Below are 17,112 nucleotides of genomic sequence, written 5' to 3' on the forward strand. Positions count from 1 at the left end.
AACCTAGCGTATAGAAATCGCTACAAGGGGCTCGCGCATGGCCACCGACGCGCTGGTCGTCAAAGACATGATCCGGGACGGCATGGACGGCTTCACCCCCGCCGAGCGGCGGCTGGCCGACACGCTGCTGCAGGACTATCCGGTGGCCGGGCTGCAATCGATCACCCGGCTGGCGCGGGCCGCCGAGGTCTCCACCCCGACGGTGATCCGCATGGCCCGCAAGCTGGGCTTCGACGGCTTCCCGGCGCTGCAGGAACGGCTGCGCCAGGAGGTCGCCGAACAGATCAAGCAGCCGCTGTCCAAGCGCGACATCTGGCAGGCCAGGGCCGCCGACGAGCATGTGCTGAACCAGTTCGCCAAGGCGATCTCGGCCAACCTGCGGCACACGCTGGACCGGCTGGACGCGGCGATGTTCGACCGCGTCGCGGCGCTGCTGGCCGATACCGCGCGGCCGGTGTACCTGGCCGGCGGGCGCATCACCCGCTCCAATGCCGACTATTTCTTCAACCACCTGCAGATCATCCGCCCCGGCGTCACCCTGCTGTCGCAGTCGCCCAACGTCTGGCCGCAGTACCTGCTGGACATGGACGAGCGGTCGCTGCTGGTGATCTTCGACATCCGCCGCTACGAGACCGACCTGCTGAAGCTGGCCCGGCTGGCGCACGAGCGCGGGGTGACGATCATCCTGTTCACCGACCAGTGGGGCTCGCCGATCGGCAAGCTGACCGGCCTGGGCTTCAACGCGCTGGTCGAGGCGCCGTCGAACTGGGATTCGACGATCTCGATCATGATCGTGGTCGAGGCGCTGATCGCCCAGGTGCAGAGCACCCGCTGGGAAGACAGCCGCGGCCGGATCGACGAGCTGGAGTCGATGTTCAGCGAGACCAGGCTGTTCCGCTCGCCCGACCGGGCGCCGCGATAGCGCGCCGGCGGCGGACCGTGCGCGCATGCAGGTTTGTCTTGGTCTTCGGCGGAAACGGTTGCTAGGGTCGCCCGGCAGCCCGGGGCGACCCGGGGCATGCTTTGACTGACGGGAGGTACTTCATGAACATCATCGCACGGACGGCGGCGGCGGTCGCCGCCCTCGGCATGACCACCGGGCTGAGCGCGCCGCTGGCCCAGGCCGAGGAAGCCAGCTACATCCTCGCCACCGCCTCGACCGGCGGCACCTACTACCCGGTCGGGGTGGCGCTGGCGACGCTGGTGAAGGTCAAGCTGCAGCCCGACGAAGGCATCGCCATGTCGGCGATCAACTCCGCCGGCTCGGGCGAGAACGTCCGCCTGCTGCGCGAGGGCGAGGCGCAGTTCGGCATCCTGCAGGGCCTGTATGGCTACTTCGCCCGCACCGGCACCGGCCCGCTGGAGGAATCCGGCGCGCAGGAGAACCTGCGCTCGGTCACCATGCTGTGGCAGAACGTCGAGCACTTCGTGCTGGACAGCGACCAGGTGCAGTCCGGCACGCTGGCCGACATGGCCGCGCTGAAGGGCCAGGCGATGGCGCTGGGCAGCCAGAACTCGGGCACCATCGGCTCGAACGAGGCGCTGCTCGCCGGGCTGGGCATCGACATCTACCAGGATTACGAGCTGGTCTACGGCGGCTACGGCCCTTCGGCGGCGGCGCTGCAGGACGGCCAGGTGGCCGGCATCAGCACCCCCGCCGGCGTGCCGGTGGGCGCGCTCAGCCAGCTGTTCGCCTCGGCGGGCGACGGCGTGACGCTGCTGAACGTCACCGACGAGGAGCTTGCCCAGGCCGACGGCGGGCGCGAGCTGTGGACCCCGTTCACCATCCCCGCCGGCACCTATCCGGGGCAGGACGAGGACGTGACCACCATCGCGCAGCCGAACTTCCTGGCCACCGACGCCAGCGTCTCGGAAGAGAACGTCTACATGATCACCAAGACGATCTACGAGAACCTGCCGTTCCTGCAGGCGATCCATCCGGCGACCAAGGCGATGGCGATCGAGAAGGCGATCGCCGGCCTGCCGCTGCCGCTGCATCCGGGCGCGCAGCGCTACTACGAAGAGGCCGGGCTGGAGATCCCCGACCGGCTGAAGGCGCAATAGGGAGCCCTGGCCGCCGGCCCCGGCCGGCGGCCGCACCGCGATGACCGCACCCGATATCCCCGAGGATCCCTCGCCCGCGCCGCTGCGCGATATGCCCGACTGGGCGCGCCACGCGCTGACCGGGCTGAGCGTGGCGATCGCGCTGGGGCACCTCTATGTCGCGCTCTACCCGGTGGTGTCCGAGCTGACGCGCAACGCGCTGCACTACGCCGGTTTCGCGTTCCTGGCGGCGGTGGCGACGCCAATGACCCGCCGCACCCGGCGCGACGCGCGCTGGCCGCTGATCGCCGACGCGGTGTTCGGCGCGGCGGTCGCGGTCTCGGCGGTCTGGCTCAGCCAGGCCGAGAACGCGATCTACGCCCGCGGCGTGAAGCTGTCGGCGCCGGACTGGGCGGCGGCGATCGTCAGCATCCTCGGCGCGATCGAGCTGACCCGGCGGCTGACCGGGCTGGTGATCCCGACGCTGATCGTGCTGGCGATCACCTATGTCGCGGTCTGGGGGTCGTGGATCGGCGGCGTGTTCAGCTTTTCCGGGCTCAGCTGGGAGACGGTGATCTTCCGCTCGATCTATGGCGACGACGCGATGTTCGGCACCATCGCCCGGATCTCGTCGACCTATGTGTTCCTGTTCATCATCTTCGGCGCCTTCCTGCTGCAGTCGGGCGCGGGCGAGTTCGTCATCGCGCTGGCCCGCGCCGTCGCCGGAAAGCTGGTCGGCGGCCCCGGCATCGTCGCGGTGATCGCGTCGGGGCTGACCGGCACGATCTCGGGCTCGGCGGTGGCCAACACCGCCTCGACCGGGGTGATCACCATCCCGCTGATGAAGAAGGCCGGGTTCAAGCCCGCCTTCGCCGGCGGGGTCGAGGCCGCGAGTTCCACCGGCGGCCAGCTGATGCCGCCGATCATGGGCGCCGGCGCGTTCGTGATGGCAAGCTTCACCGGCATCAGCTACGAGACCATCGTCGCCGTCGCCGCGCTGCCGGCGCTGCTGTACTTCCTGTCGGTCGCGTTCTTCGTGCGGATCGAGGCCAAGCGGCTGGACCTGGCGCCGATGCCCTCGGACGGCGAGACGCTGGCGTCGGCCTTCGCCAAGGGCGGCGCCAGTTTCGTCGTTCCCATCGCACTGCTGATCGGGCTGCTGGTGTCGGGCTTCACCCCGACCTTCGCCGCGGTCTACGGCATCCTGGCGGTGATCGGCTCCAGCTGGCTGACGAGGACGCCGATGGGGCCGCGCCGGATCTGGGCGGCGCTGGCGCTGGGCACGCGCAACATGGTGATGACCGCGGTGCTGCTGGTCGCCGTCGGGCTGATCGTCAACGTCATCGCCACCGCCGGGATCGGCAACACCTTCAGCCTGATGATCGCCAACTGGTCGGGCGGCAACATCCTGGTGGCGCTGGTGCTGATCGCGCTGGCCAGCCTGATCCTGGGCATGGGCCTGCCGGTGACCGCCGCCTACATCGTGCTGGCGACGCTGTCGGCGCCGGCGCTGGCGGGGATGATCTCGGACCGGGTGGTGATCGCGGCGCTGTCGGCCGGAGAGCTGGGGCCGCAGGCGCAGGCGGTGCTGATGCTGGCCTCGCCCGATCTGATGCCGCGCCTGGCCGGGCCGATCCCCTTCGCCGAGGCGCAGGAGATCGTGCGCGGCCTGCCGCTTGAGGTCGCCAGCCCGCTGCGCGACCAGGTGGTGCCGGCCGAGGCGGCGCTGGCGGCGCTGCTGTCGGCGCACATGATCATCTTCTGGCTCAGCCAGGACAGCAACGTGACGCCGCCGGTGGCGCTGGCGGCATTCACCGCCGCGGCGATCGCCAAGTCGCCGGCGATGGCCACCGGCGTGGCCAGCTGGAAGCTGGCCAAGGGGCTGTACATCGTGCCGGTCCTGTTCGCCTACACGCCGCTGCTGTCGGGCGACCCGCTGGCGGCGCTGACCATCTTCGGCTTCGCGGTGGTCGGCATCTACGCGCTGGCGGCGGGGCTGCAGGGCTGCATGGAGCGCCCGCTCGGTCCGGCCGGCCGGGCGCTGGCGCTGGCGGCGGGGGTGGCGTGCCTGTGGCCCGCGGCGGTGGCGGTACAGCTGGCCGGGGTGGCGGCGACGGCGGCGCTGTTCGCCTGGAACCTGCGCGCGCGGCGGCAGCCGGCCTAGCGGTCGGCGCCGCCCTGCCGCGGCGCGCGCGTGGCGAACCCCAGCGCGCGGCAGGCGTAGTTGACCACGAACACGGTCAGCGTGATCCGGAACAGGTGGTTGGCCGAGACCATCACCGGGTTCACCCCCAGGCTCAGCGCGACCAGCCCCATCTCGGTGACGCCGCCGGGGGCGAAGCTGATGAACAGCGCCTCGAACGACAGCGGCGTCAGCCGGTGCAGCGCGGCGGCGAAACCGGCGCCGATCGACAGCATCACCGCCACCGACAGCAGCCCCAGCGCGAAGGTGCGCAGGATCAGCCGCAGGGTGACGCCGGTGAACATCGTGCCCAGGCCGACACCGACCACCAGCTGCGACAGGTCCAGCAGCCAGCGCGGGCTGACCGTCTCGGTCAGGCCGCCGCCGTGCACCGCCGCGCTCAGCAGCAGCGGCCCCATCATGTGCCCGGCGGGCAGCCGCAGTCGCGGCCCCAGGTACAGCCCGGCCAGCGCCAGCGCCGCGATCAGCGCCAGATCGCCCGCGCCCCAGACACCAGGGCCGAAGCCCTGCCCGGCGGCGCTGCCGACGCTCTCGCCGGTCCAGATCAGGAACAGGAACGGGATCGTCAGCACCACGATGACGATGCGCGCGAAGTGCTGCACGCTGAGGATGCGCACGTCGCCGCCCGCGGCCCCGCCCAGCTCGACCGCCTCGATCAGCCCGCCGGGCATCGCCGCGAACAGCGCCGTGACCGGATCGTAGCCGCCGACGCGGCGGAACAGCGCGTAGCCCAGCGTCTGGGTCAGCGCGACGAACACCAGCATGGCGACGAATACCAGCCACAGCGACGGCAGCACCGACACCATGTCGCGCGAGAAGCTGGCGCCGATCATCACCCCGATGCAGGCGACGAACAGCTTGCGCAACTGCTGGGGGAAGACCACGCGCCGCCCCGCCAGGTTGAACGCCAGCACGGTGAAAACCCCGGTCGCCGTCAGCCCGCCGACCAGGAACGGCATCGGCAGGCCCGGCAGCCGGGCCAGCAGCCCGCCACCCAGGCCAAGCGCCAGCAGCAGGGCGGCGATGGCGCCCCGGGCAATCGGATCGGGTCGGGACTCGGGTTCTGTGGACAATGCCCGCCCGTTCTGGACCTGCGCCGGTGGACTTGCAAGTCCGGTATGCACCGGCATGCCGCGGAATCGCGACGGGTCAGGGCCGGGACCGGGAAGACCGCGCCCCCGGCGTCGGCGAAAGCACGGCGTGGTAACGGTAACTCAACGCAATGTTGGACCGCGGCGGATTTCTCGTCTAACAACAACCTGTGACTGAATTCGGAAGGGGGACCCGATCATTCATGTCGGACAGAATCATCGACGATATGAAGTGGCCGCAGCATTGCCTGGCGGAAATCGACCGGCTGATCGACGACTGCCAGCCGGGTGCGGCGGTCGCGCTGGCGCGCGACGCGCACGGGAAATGGCCTGAAGACATCCGGTTTCCGCTCCGGATCGCCAGCGCCTGCAGGTCGATGCAACGGCTGCGCGAAGCCGGCGCGTGGATCGACAGCGCCCTGGAGTTGCAGCCCGACAACCTGAACGCCCTGCGGCAGCGCGCCAGCGTCGCCAACGTGCTGTCCGACTATCCCACCGCCGACCGGATCGTCGAGCGGATGGCGGCGATCGCGCCGCACGCGCTGCAGACGGACATCGCCGCGGCCGAGACGCAGAAATCCCGCGGCGACGTGCTGCGCGCGATCGATCTCGCCACCGAGGCCGGCCAGAGACACCCCGATTCGCCGCGGCCGCACCTGCTGCTTGGCGAGATCTTCCACTCCATGGGACGTTCCCGCAGCGCGCTGAAGGCGTACCGGACCGCGGCGGTGCGCGATCCGCGGAACACCAACGCACTTCTGGGAGTCGCGCTGAGCGCGATGCATCTCGATGACCAGGAGACCGCCGCCGCGATGGTCAGGCGCGCGCTCGAGGTCGAGCCGCTGGGTCTGAAGTGCCAGCTGGCCATGGTCGGGATCGCCCGGCAGGAAAACGTCTCGCAGGACGACCTCCGGGCCATTGCGATGGAATACGCCGAACAGCTTCGCGCCGCCCCCGGCAAGTCCGAGGCCTGGGTCAACCTGCCGCTCGGCGATCTGAACAACGCCCTCGACATGCCCGACGAGGCGCTCGAATGCTGGTCGGTGCTGGACACCGGCGACGAGCCGAACGCCCAGCGCTGGCTGCAATCCGCGGATTGCCACCTCAAGTGCGGCCGCTCGGACGAGGCGGTAGCGCTGATCGAACGCTACCTCGAGCTGAACCCGGCCGAGCCGCAGGCGCTGATCCGGCTGGCCGGGATCGAGATTTCCATGGGCAACATCGAGCGCGGCATCGCGCTGCGCTACGGCGTCATCGCCTCGGAATACCCCAAGCACGTCAGCGTCGCCGTGCGTCTGGCGGCGGACCTGTTCGTCATGGGCCGGCACGAGGAAGCCAACAGCCTGTTCGAGCACTGGTTCCCGATCGGCCGTATCTGTCCGGAACCCGAGTTCAAGACCGTTTTGCAGCGGCAGGGCCGGGTGCAGGACCTGCTGGACCTCGCCCTGCACTGGACCGACAACGACGATTGTCCCACCTACCTGCGCCGGTTCATCCTGCAGAGCCTCGTCGCCCAGCGCCAGTTCGACCGGGCCCGCGCCTACGCCCAGCACTGGCGCGACATCGGCGCCGAGCACGGCGAGACGTTCCTCGAGTATGTCGAGAACGAGATCGCCGACGACGGCCGCCCCGATTTCACCAGGAATGTCGGCATGCCGGAAGAGCGGCTGATGATGTCCGCCGAGGAACTCGAGGCCAAGATGCGCCCGACGACGCGGCTGGCCACCGGGCGCTGGCCCGCCACCGCGCTGGCCTGGTCGGTCGCGCGGGACAAGTCGATGGGCTGGGCCGAGTGGCGCGACAGGGCGGTGCGCGCCACCGCGCTGTTCCAGGCGCTGTCGCGGCGACCGTTCAAGCTGAAGGACATCCGGAAGTACATCCAGACGCCGGACCTGTCCGGGATCGAGGACCTTCTGGCCGAGGACAAGCCGTTCATCGGCGTCACCACCCATTCGGGCCCCTATTCGCACTTCGCGACGTCGGAGTTCGTGTCCAAGGCCGTCTACATGATGACCGGGCGCCACAGTGGCGTGACCCAGGTGCCCGTGATCTCGTTCCTCGGCGATACCAACGCGGTCGCCATCCAGTGCGTCACCGCGCTGCGCAAGGGCTACCGGCTGTTCATCGCCTCGGACACGGCGGCGTCGCAGATGGCGTTCCGCCCGGTCACGTCGGGTGCCAGCGCCACCCTGTTCGGCGTGCCGATCACGCTGCCGAACACGATACCGAAGCTGGCGCAGGAGCTGAAGGTTCCCACGGTCTTCTTCCAGCCCTACTGGCAAGGCGACAAGATCGCGTTCGACATCCGCCGGCTGCCGGACCCGGTGCCGGGCGAGGACCGCCAGGCCTGGTACGACCGCTGGGCGGCGGCCTATCTGGCGCAGGTCGAGCAGGTGATGTCCTCGGCGCCCGAGAACCAGAACCTCGGCGCCGCGCCCTGGCGCTTCCTGCTGCTGAACGGGCTGCTCAAGCCCGAGACCGCGATGCAGACCGCGCTGGAGCCTGCATGACCGAGCTTCAGGCGCTGACGCGGCAGCGGCTGGAGGAACGCGGCGACCAAGCGCAGTTCACCGTCCTCAAGCGGATCGGGGCCGACCGCCGTTCGGTGCTGACCGGCAGCGCGCTGCTGGCGCGCGCGGCGCGGCTTCATGCCGCCTGGCGCGACCAGCTGGGCCCCGGGCCGCTGCGCCTGGTGCTGGCGCTGCCGCCCGGCGAAAGCTTCCTGGTGGCGCTGGTCGCCAGCCTGCTGCACGGCGTCACCGTGACCCCGGTGGCGCCGCCCCGCGCCGGCGGCCAGGCCGAACGCTTCCGCCACATCGTCCGCGACAGCGGCGCCTGCGCGCTGCTCGGCACGCCGCAGACCGCCGCCGCGCTGGTCCGGCACCTGTCCGCCGACGGCGCCGAGCCGCTGCCCTGCCACGTGCTGGCGATGACCCCCGAGGGCGGCGCCGAGACCGTCGCCGAGGCCGCCGACCGCGCCGGCTGGGCGCGCGACGACGCGCCGCCGGCGGTGGTGCAGTACACCTCGGGCTCGACCCGGTTTCCCAAGGGCGTGCTGATCCACCCCGAGCAGGTGCTGGCGAACAGCGACCTGGTGCGGCGCTGCTGGCGGCTGGGGCCGGGCACGCGCAACGTCAACTGGCTGCCGCACTATCACGACATGGGGCTGATGGGCGGCATCGTCTATCCGCTGCTGATGGGCGTCGACAGCGTGCAGATGAACCCGCTGGACGCGATCCGCGATCCCGGCTTCTGGCTGCGCGCGGTCAGCGACCACCGCGCGACCACCAGCGGCGCGCCGGCATTCGCCTACCGCCAGTGCCTGGACCGGATCGACGACGCCGCGCTGGCAAACCTGGACCTGTCCAGCTGGACCACCGCCTTCTGCGGCGCCGAGCCGATCCCGGCCGGGCTGCTCGATGCGTTCCGCGACCGCTTCGCCGCCTGCGGGCTGGACCCGAACGCGGTCTTCGCCTGCTACGGCATGGCCGAGTTCACGCTGTTCGCCAGCGGCCAGCACGAGGACGGCGCCCGCCCCGAAGGCCGCCACGGCGACACCCACCCCAGCCGCCTGTCGCCGCTGACCGCGCCGGGCGTCGCCGTGGTCTCGCCCGAGACCGGCGCGCCGCTGCCCGAGGGCCGGCAGGGCGAGGTCTGGCTGGCCGGGCCGTCGCGCGGCACCGGCTATGCCAACCTGCCCGCCGAGACCGCCGAGGCGTTCGGCGCCCGCCGCGCCGACGGCGCCGACGGCTGGCTGCGCACCGGCGATCTGGGGGTGATCGCGGACGGCTGGCTCTACGTCACCGGACGGATCAAGGACATGCTGATCAGCAACGGCCGCAACATCGCCGCCAGCGAGATCGAGTGGCTGGCCTGCGCCCAGGCCGAGGGGCTGAACCCGTTCGGCGCGGCGGTGTTCCCGATCCGTCACGGCGCCGACGACCAGGTCGTGCTGCTGGTCGAACTGGCCGGCAAGGACGACACCGTCGCCGACCCCGAGGCGACCTTCGCCGCGATGCGGCGGGCGGTGCTGGGCGAATACGGCATCCGTCTGGCGCATATGGCGATCCTCAGGCGCGGCACACTGGAGCGCACCAGCAGCGGCAAGATCCGCCGGGCGGCGATCGCCCAGGCCTGGCGCGACGGCCGCCCGCCGCCGGCCGACGACATCACCGCCCAGAGCGGCGCGGCGCAGACTGCGGTGTCGGCATGAACACGGTGTCGGCATGAACACGGTGGCGCAGACCGGGTTCGCGCCCGCGATCCCGCCGGCGCTGGGCGACGAGGTGCTGTCGGTGCTGCGCGCGGCGGCGGCGGCGGAGCCGCTGGCGGCGCTGCGCCGCTTCGTCGCCGGGCTGGACCGGCACCGGGCCGAGGGCTTCGCGGCGCAGCCGCTGGCCGAGGCCAGCCGCGCCCGGCTGCAGGCGACGCTGGCCGCGCAGCTTCCGGCCTGCCTCGAACGGCTACGGGCCGCGCCCCGGCCGGATCTGATCGCCGACTTCGTCGACCCGCTGTTCGCCGGCGCGATCGCCGCCGCCGCGGACCTGCCGGCCGGCGCCGCCGACGCGCTGCAGGCGCTTGCCGCGCATCTGCGCCAGCTCGACCCGGCGGTCTGGGACCTGGCCGACGCGCGCGCGCTCGAGCGGCTGCTGCGGGACGTCGGCGCGCCGGGCGGCGGCGCGGCGTTCGCCGGCGCCGCGCCGGCCGCGGTGGCGGCGGATCTTTACGGTGCCGCGCAGGCGCTGGCGGCGGTGGTCTGGGACCTGCTGCTGCGCGACAACCGCGACTGGGCCGCGACGCAGGCGGAGAACTGGGACGGCGCCGCCGCCGAGCGCGCGCTGGCCCGGGCGATCCGCGGGCTGATGGCCGGCGCCGCGCCCGCCGCGCCCGCGCCCGGCGCCACGCTCGAGGCGGTGGCGCGGCTGATGACCGGGCTGGCGGTGCCGGCGCTGGCGTCCCGGTTCCCGCGCATGTACCTGCTGCGCTCGCAGGCCGAGTTCCGCAGCAACGCCGCGTTCCACGCCCCCGCCGCGCTGCCGTGCGACCCCGAGCCGGTCTCGGGCCGTTCGACCGCGAAGCTGTGGGACATCAAGGATTACGCGACCGCGCGCGGCATCGCGACCGACCTCGACGCGTTCACCCCGCCGGACCTGACCGCGTTCCTGGAGCAGTTGCAGCAGATCACCGGGCGCGACCTGGAAAGCGGCATCCGGTTCTCGCGCAACGCGATGTTCTTCATGAGCGGCCCGCGCCACGCGCAGGCGCGCAAGATCGTCGCCGACGTGCTGGGCACCAACCGCCTGCGCGCCTGGCAGCCGGTGATCGACGACGCGGTGCGGCGCGCGGTGGACCGGTTCGCGGCGGCCGACGCGCCCGACCTGGTACACGACTTCGCCATGCCGGTGTTCCGCAACGTGACCAAGCCGGTGCTGGGAGTGCTGCCGCGGGACGCCGCGCGCTTCGACGCGGTGGCGCCGGACCTGCAGGACATCCTCGCGCCGATCCGCCCGCTGCGCGAGCTGGTGCGCCTGAACGGCATCTTCTCCGAGCTGCTGCGCCTGGCCCGCGACGCGCGCGCGCCCGATCCCGCGCACCCGCTGTCGGTCGCCGACGGGCTGCGCCAGGCCGGGCTCGAGAACTTCGACCACGACGACAGCCTGGCGTTCGTGCTGGTGCTCTACGGCGCCAGCTTCAACATCGCGCACACGCTGTCGAACGCCCTGCACTGGACGCTGTCGCTGAACCCCGAGGAACGCCGCGGCATCGAGGATCCGGCGTGGATCAACGGCCGGCTCGAGCAAATCATCGCGCTGTGCGCCTCGCAGAAGTACATCTTCCGCATCGCCGGCGCCGCGCAGTCGGTGGACGGGCTGGCGTTCGGCCGCGGCGACACCGTGCGGATCAACGTCACGGCGGTGAACAACTCGATGCCCTCGGGCTACATGACCTTCGGCCATGGGCTGCGCCGCTGCCTCGGCGCATCGCTGTCGAAGGTGGCGATCAGGACGGCGATCCCGGCGCTGTTCCGGCGCTTCCCCGACCTGCGGGTGGAGCCGCAGGGGCTGCGCTATCTGGAATATCCCACCACGGTCGCGCTGGAGGCCCTGCCGGCGCGCCGTTGACCAGTATCCCCTTAACCATTTGAAAGGACGTCGCTGCATGGACAGTGAAACAAGCAACGCCGTGATGGATTTCCTCAAGACCAGCATTTCGCACTACACCGAGCTTACCGCCGACCAGATCACCCGCGATTCGCAGCTGACCGAGATCGGGTTGCAGTCCGTGGACGCGGTGCTGGTCTGCGGCAACGTCGAGGAGAGGTTCGAGATCGAGATCGACCCGTCCGAGATCTTCGAGCACGAGACCGTCGGCTCGTTCGCCCGGGCGGTGGCGGGCATGGTGGACGCCAAGGCATGACCACCTGGTATCTGGGCCTGGCCACCAGCGGCCACGACCCGGCACTGGCGCTGGTCGATGCCGCCGGGCAGGTCGTCTACGCCGAGGCGACCGAGCGCTATGTCCAGGACAAGCGCGCCTGGGGCATCGCCCCGGACCACGCACCGCACCTGGAACGCGTGTTCAGGGCGGCCGGCGTCGATCCGGCGCGCGACGAGGTCGTCATCGCCGCCAGCTGGAAAAGCCTCAAGAACGAGCGCCCGGCGACGCAGACCAACATGCGCCTGCCCGACGCCGCCTGGCTTGCCGTGCTGCAGTCGCGCGCGATGCAGGACGCCGGCGCGTCGCTGCTGCGGCTGCGCATGACCGACGCGCCGCCGCAGGCGCGCCGCTACGAGCATCACCTGTGCCACGCGGTGAACGCCGCCTACAGCGCGCCGTTCGACGACGCCGCCTGCCTGGTGATCGACGGCGAGGGCGACGTCGGCGCGACCTCGCTCTACCGGATGACCGGGCGGCGGATGAAGCGGGTGTTCCGCTCCTGGGGGCCGGGCAGCCTGGGCATGTACTATGCCTGGCTGACCGAGGCCTGCGGCTTCGACTGGCGGCTGGGCGAGGAGTGGAAGGTCATGGGCATGGCCGCCTTCGGCACCCCCGACCCCGAACTGGTGCGCTGGCTGCGCGGCCTGCTCGACGTGAACCGGGGCCGGATGCGGCTGCCGCCCGGGCTCACGCTGGCCGATGCCGACGCGCGGGTGGCGCCGCACGCCCGCCGCCCGGACGAGCCGATCATGAAGGCCGCGGAGCTGGCCGCCTCGGGGCAGCAGGCCTATGCGCAGATGGTCGACGAGATCCTGACCGAAGGGCTGGACGCGCCCGGCGGCAAGCTGATCCTGTCCGGCGGCTGCGCGCTGAACTCGTCGTACAACGGCACCATCTGCGGCCGGCTGGGCTTCGACGACGTGTTCGTGCCCTCGGCGCCGGCGGACGACGGCAACGCCATCGGCGCGGCGCTGCTGGCATGGATGGAGGATCACCCCGGTTCGCCGATCCCGCGCGGCGACGGCTCGCCGTTCCTGGGCGCGCGGCCGGACCGCCGGGTGATCGACAAGCTGGGGGCCAAGGGCGGCTTCGCCCGCGTCACCGACCTGGCCGGGCGCGCCGCCAAGGTGGTCGCGGACAAGCTGGCCGAGGGCCGTATCGTCGGCGTGATGCGCGGCCGGGCCGAATTCGGCCCGCGCGCGCTGGGGCACCGCTCGATCCTGGCCGATCCGCGGCCGGCAGAGATGAAGGACCGGATCAACGCGCAGGTGAAGGGCCGCGAGGCGTACCGGCCGTTTGCGCCTGTGATCCCCACCGCGCGGGTGCCGGAGTGGTTCGACGGCGCCACCCGGACCTCGCCCTACATGTCGTTCACCCTGCCGTGGAAGCCGCAGGTGCGCGAACGGGTGCCGGCGGTGGTGCACGCCGACGGCACCGGCCGGCTGCAGACCGTGGACGCCGCCACCAACCCGTGGATGACCGACCTGATCGCCGCGTTCGAGGCGCGGACCGGCGTGCCGGTGGTGCTGAACACCAGCTTCAACATCATGGGCAAGCCGATCGTGCATTCGGTCGAGGACGCGGTGGCGGTGCTGATGACCACCGGGCTGGACGCCGTGCTGCTGGAGGATGTGCTGGTCGAGGCCGGATGAGCGCGGCCGCCGCGGTCCTCACCGGCCCGCCGGGCGCACACCGACGCCCCGCGCGACGCCCTCAAGGGGCGCCTGCGGGGCGCTTCGAGCGCTCGCCCGGGGTAAACGCGACGAACGCTCTGCGGGCACGCTGATGTGCCGGGACGGCGCCTAGTAGTCCTGGAACTGCTCGGCCAGCGCCGCGCGGCTCATGCCGGACCCGTCGATCCCCAGAACCCGCGCCATGTGATCGTCGCCCGGTCCCATGCCGACGCTCTGGGTCGAGATCGTCGCGGTCGACTTCTCGCGCAGCAGACTGCGCACCAGCAGGTCTTCGCCGTCGTCGTCGATCGCGGCGCGGATCCGCGCCATCTGGGCGGTGGTGAAGGTGCCGGGCTTGACGCCGACGCTGCGGGCGAACTGGTCGGACGCGGCGCTCGCGCCGATGTTCTGGGTCGACAGCACGGTGGTGTCGCGCTCCTTGGTCAACTGCCGCAGCAGCTGGTAGTCGCCGTCTTCCGATGCGGCGCGGATCTGAAGCAGCTCGGCGACGGTGTAGACACCCGGCTCAACGCCGATGCTGCGCGCCAGCTGGTCGTCGGCGAATGCGCCCGATGCGATCAGCAGTGCGGCGGCAGCAGTGGTAACGAAATATTTCATAACATTCTCCTTTCAATCGAACCTCGTCGGCACAAATGGTCCCCCAATCGGCGCCGCACTTGTTCTGGAACCGAGACTGTCAGAACGCGCCGCCGCTGGCTTGAAGCCGCGTGCCGCAATCTTGAACCACACGCGCCATGGGCGGTGAGCGGGATGCGGCAATAAATCACACTCAGTGAGAAATGGGTATTTTTCTGGCAAAGAATCGTTTATGAACCGCGGAAATCCTACAGGAGGAACCGTTTGACCCGCACGACACCCCTGCCGCGCTCGCTCAAACTCGGCGCCCGCCGAATCGCCGCCATCAGCCTTGCGGCGCTGGCAATCGCGCTTTCAGCCCCTCAAGATCCGGCCCTGGCACACGACGCCCCGGCGACACTGTCGACCATCGCCACCACCACTGGCACCGGCGGCGGCTCGGACCTGGCCCGCAATTACCGGGCGCTGGAATCGCGGCTGGTCTCGTCCGGCCGCCTGCGCGGCAATCCGGCCGCGCCCGGCGTGGCCTGGGACGGCAATACGCTGGCGCGCAACTTCGTGCGCATAGCCATGTTCAGCGAGTACGGCTCGGGCCTGTCCGGCAACGGCCGGCGCAGCGTGCTGCGCCGCTGGGTGCAGCCGGTGCGGATGCAGTTGGTGTTCGGGCAGTCGGTGTCGCAGGCGCAGCGGGCGCAGGATACGGCGCAGATCCGCGACTACGCGGCGCAGCTGTCGCGCGCCACCGGGCACCCGGTCGGGGTCGGCTCGGGCGGCGGCAACGTGTTCGTGCTGGTGGTCTCGGACGGCGAGCGGCGCGGCCTCGGCCCGCTGCTGAACCAGATCGCGCCCGACCTCGGCCAGCCCGCGCGCCGCGCGCTTCTGAACGCCGGCCCGAACATCCTGTGCATGGTGATCGCCCAGCCGCACCGCCGCGCCGAGCAGGGCTACCGCCAGGCGATCGTGCTGGTGCGGGCCGAGCACCCGCCGCGGATGCGCCGCTCGTGCATCCAGGAGGAACTGGCCCAGGTCATGGGCCTGCCGAACGACGCCCGCGAGGCGCGCCCGTCGATCTTCAACGACAACGAGGAATTCGGCGTCCTGACGAACCACGACCGGGCGCTGCTGCGGATGCTGTACGATCCGCAGCTGCGACCCGGGATGACGGTGCCGCAGGTGTCCGCGGCGCTGCCCGAGGTCACCCGCCGGGCGCTTCAGCGCTAGCGGCCCGCCGCAGCCGCCACGCCCGCGGCGGCTGCCCGAAACGCGCCTTGAAAGCCCGCGACAGGTGCGCCTGATCGGCGAAGCCGCAGTCGGCGGCGATCGCCTTCAGGCTGGCGGCGGGATCCTGCATCCGGCTTCGCGCCGCGCGCAGGCGCGCGTGCAGCACGTACTGCCCCGGCGTCACGCCCAGCGCCTCGCGCAGGCCCCGGACCAGCCCCGACAGGCTGGTGCCCGCGGCCCGCGCCATGTCGACCCGATGGATCCGCCCGGACAGGTTCTCGACCACATAACGGTCCAGCCGGCTCAGCTGCGCGCCGCTCAGTCGCGCGGACACCGGCCGCGTTCCGCCCGTCACCAGCCCGTGATTGCGCGTCAGCACCACCATGAACACCATGGACAGCGCGTCCAGTTCCACCCCGGCGCCGAACGCGCCGGCGATCAGCACCTGCGCCATCTGCCGCGCGACGGTGCACAGTTCGGGATCGTCCAGCACCGGCGCGTCGGCCAGCCCACCGCCCGACAGGCTGCCGTACATCCGTCCCTCGACGAAATCGGCCAGCACCCGCGGCTCGATCCGCACCAGCAGCGCCCGGAACGGCGTCGCGGCACGCCAGGTCACGCCCGAACCGGCAGCAGACAGCACCGCCTGCCCCGGGCGCAGCGTCACCAGCCGCACCTTTCCCGCCTGGTACAGGCGCAGCGCCGGCGCGCCCGCGATCGGGATCAGCAGCCCGTGACTGCCGTTGTCCGGCAGCCCCGGCTGCGCCGGCGCCAGGTCCAGCCATTCGCAGCTGAGCGTGGCGCAGTCCACCCGCCGGCCCGGCGTCGCCGAGGGTCGCGCAGGAGGAAGTGCAAGTTCTGCCCCCGCGTTGGGAGCGATGACAGCGCCGGCTGCGAACATGATTGCGCCCGTTCGGTTTCTGACCAAGATCCAGTTACACCCGACAGGCGGGCGGCCATTCCTGTCCGCCTTCTGCGCCGCCTCCGCTGGCGCGTGCGTGCCCGCCGACAATTCGGGGGCGCGGCCGCGGTCCCGCCGTGCGCGGGATGCCGTTCCGGCCCTCGAATTCAACTATCATGATATAACGGGTGAAATTTTCCGGCAATCACAGCCGCGCGACCACTGTGACGAAGCGCAACACCGGCGCGGGCTTTCCGCCACGCCGCCGGTCGGGTCCGGACTTTTCCCGCGCATCCGGCGTATCGCCCCAACGCCAAAGCCCGAACGCCCGGCGCCGCCGCGAACAGCCTGTCGGGGCGCGGGGGCGCGCTGTAACAAGTACACCTGCAGCAACACGAAGACCAACCGAAGGGATACGCTGGAGGCCAGTATCCTCCATGGCCTGCAGCACGCGCTGATGCGCGATGTGTATCTGGATGAGTTCTGTGCCGTCTACACGGTCGAGATAAACCGCCTGCGAGTAGAACGAAGCGGGGATCGCGAGCGTTGCGAGGCGCGATTGTCGAAGATCGACCGCGAGCTGGAGCGGCTTGTCGACGCCATCGTCGCCGGTGCGCCGGCCGAGCGGCTCAAGGACCGCATGGCAGCGCTGGAGGCCGAACAGGCGGAGATCCGGGCCAGGATCGACACCCAACCGACCAAGGCGGCGCCACTTTTGCACCCGTCGCTGGGCGAGCTCTATCGCATCAGGATCACTTCCCTGCGCGAGGTCCTTGACAGCGACCCGAGCGATGCAGCTGAGGCCATCGATCTCCTGCGCGCTCTGATCACCGGGTGGTGATCACGCCCGCAGCAACAGCGGACGCACGGTAGTGTCCAGAATCTTTCGCACATTTTCTCAGGCGACGGCTCCGTGGGTTGAGGTTTGCTCCGCGTAGAGCGGGG

The 17,112-nt window shown here is 71.1% G+C and carries 13 protein-coding genes; 10 read left to right on the forward strand and 3 right to left on the reverse strand.

Annotation, left to right across the window (positions count from 1 at the left end; all coding sequences use genetic code 11):
- The first annotated feature begins 37 nt into the window (after nucleotides 1-37).
- From GE300_RS19130 to GE300_RS19140, 3 genes are all read left to right on the forward strand, one after another.
- A complete protein-coding gene (locus GE300_RS19130; protein ID WP_154449087.1) occupies nucleotides 38-922 on the forward strand; it encodes a MurR/RpiR family transcriptional regulator in 885 nt (294 codons plus the stop codon).
- A 122-nt stretch (nucleotides 923-1,044) separates the two neighbouring features.
- On the forward strand, nucleotides 1,045-2,064 hold the full coding sequence (locus GE300_RS19135) for a TAXI family TRAP transporter solute-binding subunit (protein WP_154449089.1): 1,020 nt from the start codon (nucleotides 1,045-1,047) through the stop codon (nucleotides 2,062-2,064).
- A gap of 40 nt (nucleotides 2,065-2,104) precedes the next feature.
- Nucleotides 2,105-4,207, forward strand: coding sequence for a TRAP transporter permease (locus GE300_RS19140; RefSeq protein WP_233417189.1), 2,103 nt, complete (start codon nucleotides 2,105-2,107; stop codon nucleotides 4,205-4,207).
- Here the strand turns inward: GE300_RS19140 and GE300_RS19145 are convergent.
- Complete coding sequence (locus GE300_RS19145; RefSeq protein WP_233417190.1) at nucleotides 4,204-5,319, reverse strand: AbrB family transcriptional regulator; 1,116 nt, start codon at nucleotides 5,317-5,319, stop codon at nucleotides 4,204-4,206. The genes GE300_RS19140 and GE300_RS19145 overlap by 4 nt on opposite strands.
- Nucleotides 5,320-5,540: 221 nt before the next feature.
- On the opposite strand from GE300_RS19145, the gene GE300_RS19150 reads away from it, so the two are divergent.
- The 5 genes from GE300_RS19150 to GE300_RS19165 are packed head-to-tail and all read left to right on the forward strand — an operon-like array spanning nucleotide 5,541 to nucleotide 13,427.
- Nucleotides 5,541-7,847 (forward strand): tetratricopeptide repeat protein, encoded by a 2,307-nt coding sequence (locus GE300_RS19150; RefSeq protein WP_154449093.1) that lies wholly within the window; start codon nucleotides 5,541-5,543, stop codon nucleotides 7,845-7,847.
- Nucleotides 7,844-9,550, forward strand: a complete 1,707-nt coding sequence (locus GE300_RS19155) for an AMP-binding protein (RefSeq protein WP_154449095.1) — start codon at nucleotides 7,844-7,846, stop codon at nucleotides 9,548-9,550. Before GE300_RS19150 ends, GE300_RS19155 begins: the two co-directional genes overlap by 4 nt.
- A 13-nt stretch (nucleotides 9,551-9,563) precedes the next feature.
- A complete protein-coding gene (locus GE300_RS23280) occupies nucleotides 9,564-11,459 on the forward strand; it encodes a cytochrome P450 (protein WP_233417191.1) in 1,896 nt (631 codons plus the stop codon).
- 37 nt (nucleotides 11,460-11,496) lie between these two features.
- Nucleotides 11,497-11,754 carry an acyl carrier protein gene (locus GE300_RS23285; protein WP_233417192.1) on the forward strand — a complete coding sequence of 86 codons (258 nt, stop codon included), beginning with the start codon at nucleotides 11,497-11,499 and terminating at the stop codon, nucleotides 11,752-11,754.
- Nucleotides 11,751-13,427 (forward strand): carbamoyltransferase family protein, encoded by a 1,677-nt coding sequence (locus tag GE300_RS19165; RefSeq protein WP_154449100.1) that lies wholly within the window; start codon nucleotides 11,751-11,753, stop codon nucleotides 13,425-13,427. Before GE300_RS23285 ends, GE300_RS19165 begins: the two co-directional genes overlap by 4 nt.
- 150 nt (nucleotides 13,428-13,577) lie before the next feature.
- Here GE300_RS19165 and GE300_RS19170 read toward each other — a convergent pair whose 3' ends face one another.
- Nucleotides 13,578-14,066, reverse strand: a complete 489-nt coding sequence (locus GE300_RS19170) for a hypothetical protein (RefSeq protein ID WP_154449102.1) — start codon at nucleotides 14,064-14,066, stop codon at nucleotides 13,578-13,580.
- A gap of 243 nt (nucleotides 14,067-14,309) precedes the next feature.
- On the opposite strand from GE300_RS19170, the gene GE300_RS19175 reads away from it, so the two are divergent.
- Entirely contained in the window at nucleotides 14,310-15,266 is a 957-nt protein-coding gene (locus GE300_RS19175) for a DUF2927 domain-containing protein (protein WP_154449104.1), read from the forward strand.
- Here the strand turns inward: GE300_RS19175 and GE300_RS23760 are convergent.
- A complete protein-coding gene (locus GE300_RS23760) occupies nucleotides 15,241-16,077 on the reverse strand; it encodes an AraC family transcriptional regulator (protein WP_325063325.1) in 837 nt (278 codons plus the stop codon). The two genes, GE300_RS19175 and GE300_RS23760, sit on opposite strands and share 26 nt — an antisense overlap.
- Before the next feature lie 88 nt (nucleotides 16,078-16,165).
- Between GE300_RS23760 and GE300_RS19185 the strand changes: the two genes are divergently transcribed.
- A complete protein-coding gene (locus GE300_RS19185; protein WP_154449108.1) occupies nucleotides 16,166-17,008 on the forward strand; it encodes a hypothetical protein in 843 nt (280 codons plus the stop codon).
- The last annotated feature ends 104 nt before the right edge of the window (nucleotides 17,009-17,112 follow it).

The sequence above is a fragment of the Halovulum marinum genome (assembly GCF_009697225.1).
Classification (GTDB): domain Bacteria; phylum Pseudomonadota; class Alphaproteobacteria; order Rhodobacterales; family Rhodobacteraceae; genus Halovulum; species Halovulum marinum.

What these genes read in the sequence shown, in the direction of transcription:
- GE300_RS19130 (WP_154449087.1), top strand. Translation starts at nt 38, where the DNA reads ATGGCCACCGACGCGCTGGTCGTCAAAGACATGATCCGGGACGGCATG.
- GE300_RS19135 (WP_154449089.1), top strand. Translation starts at nt 1,045, where the DNA reads ATGAACATCATCGCACGGACGGCGGCGGCGGTCGCCGCCCTCGGCATG.
- GE300_RS19140 (WP_233417189.1), top strand. Translation starts at nt 2,105, where the DNA reads ATGACCGCACCCGATATCCCCGAGGATCCCTCGCCCGCGCCGCTGCGC.
- GE300_RS19150 (WP_154449093.1), top strand. Translation starts at nt 5,541, where the DNA reads ATGTCGGACAGAATCATCGACGATATGAAGTGGCCGCAGCATTGCCTG.
- GE300_RS19155 (WP_154449095.1), top strand. Translation starts at nt 7,844, where the DNA reads ATGACCGAGCTTCAGGCGCTGACGCGGCAGCGGCTGGAGGAACGCGGC.
- GE300_RS23280 (WP_233417191.1), top strand. Translation starts at nt 9,564, where the DNA reads ATGAACACGGTGGCGCAGACCGGGTTCGCGCCCGCGATCCCGCCGGCG.
- GE300_RS23285 (WP_233417192.1), top strand. Translation starts at nt 11,497, where the DNA reads ATGGACAGTGAAACAAGCAACGCCGTGATGGATTTCCTCAAGACCAGC.
- GE300_RS19165 (WP_154449100.1), top strand. Translation starts at nt 11,751, where the DNA reads ATGACCACCTGGTATCTGGGCCTGGCCACCAGCGGCCACGACCCGGCA.
- GE300_RS19170 (WP_154449102.1), bottom strand. Translation starts at nt 14,066, where the DNA reads ATGAAATATTTCGTTACCACTGCTGCCGCCGCACTGCTGATCGCATCG.
- GE300_RS19185 (WP_154449108.1), top strand. Translation starts at nt 16,166, where the DNA reads ATGATTGCGCCCGTTCGGTTTCTGACCAAGATCCAGTTACACCCGACA.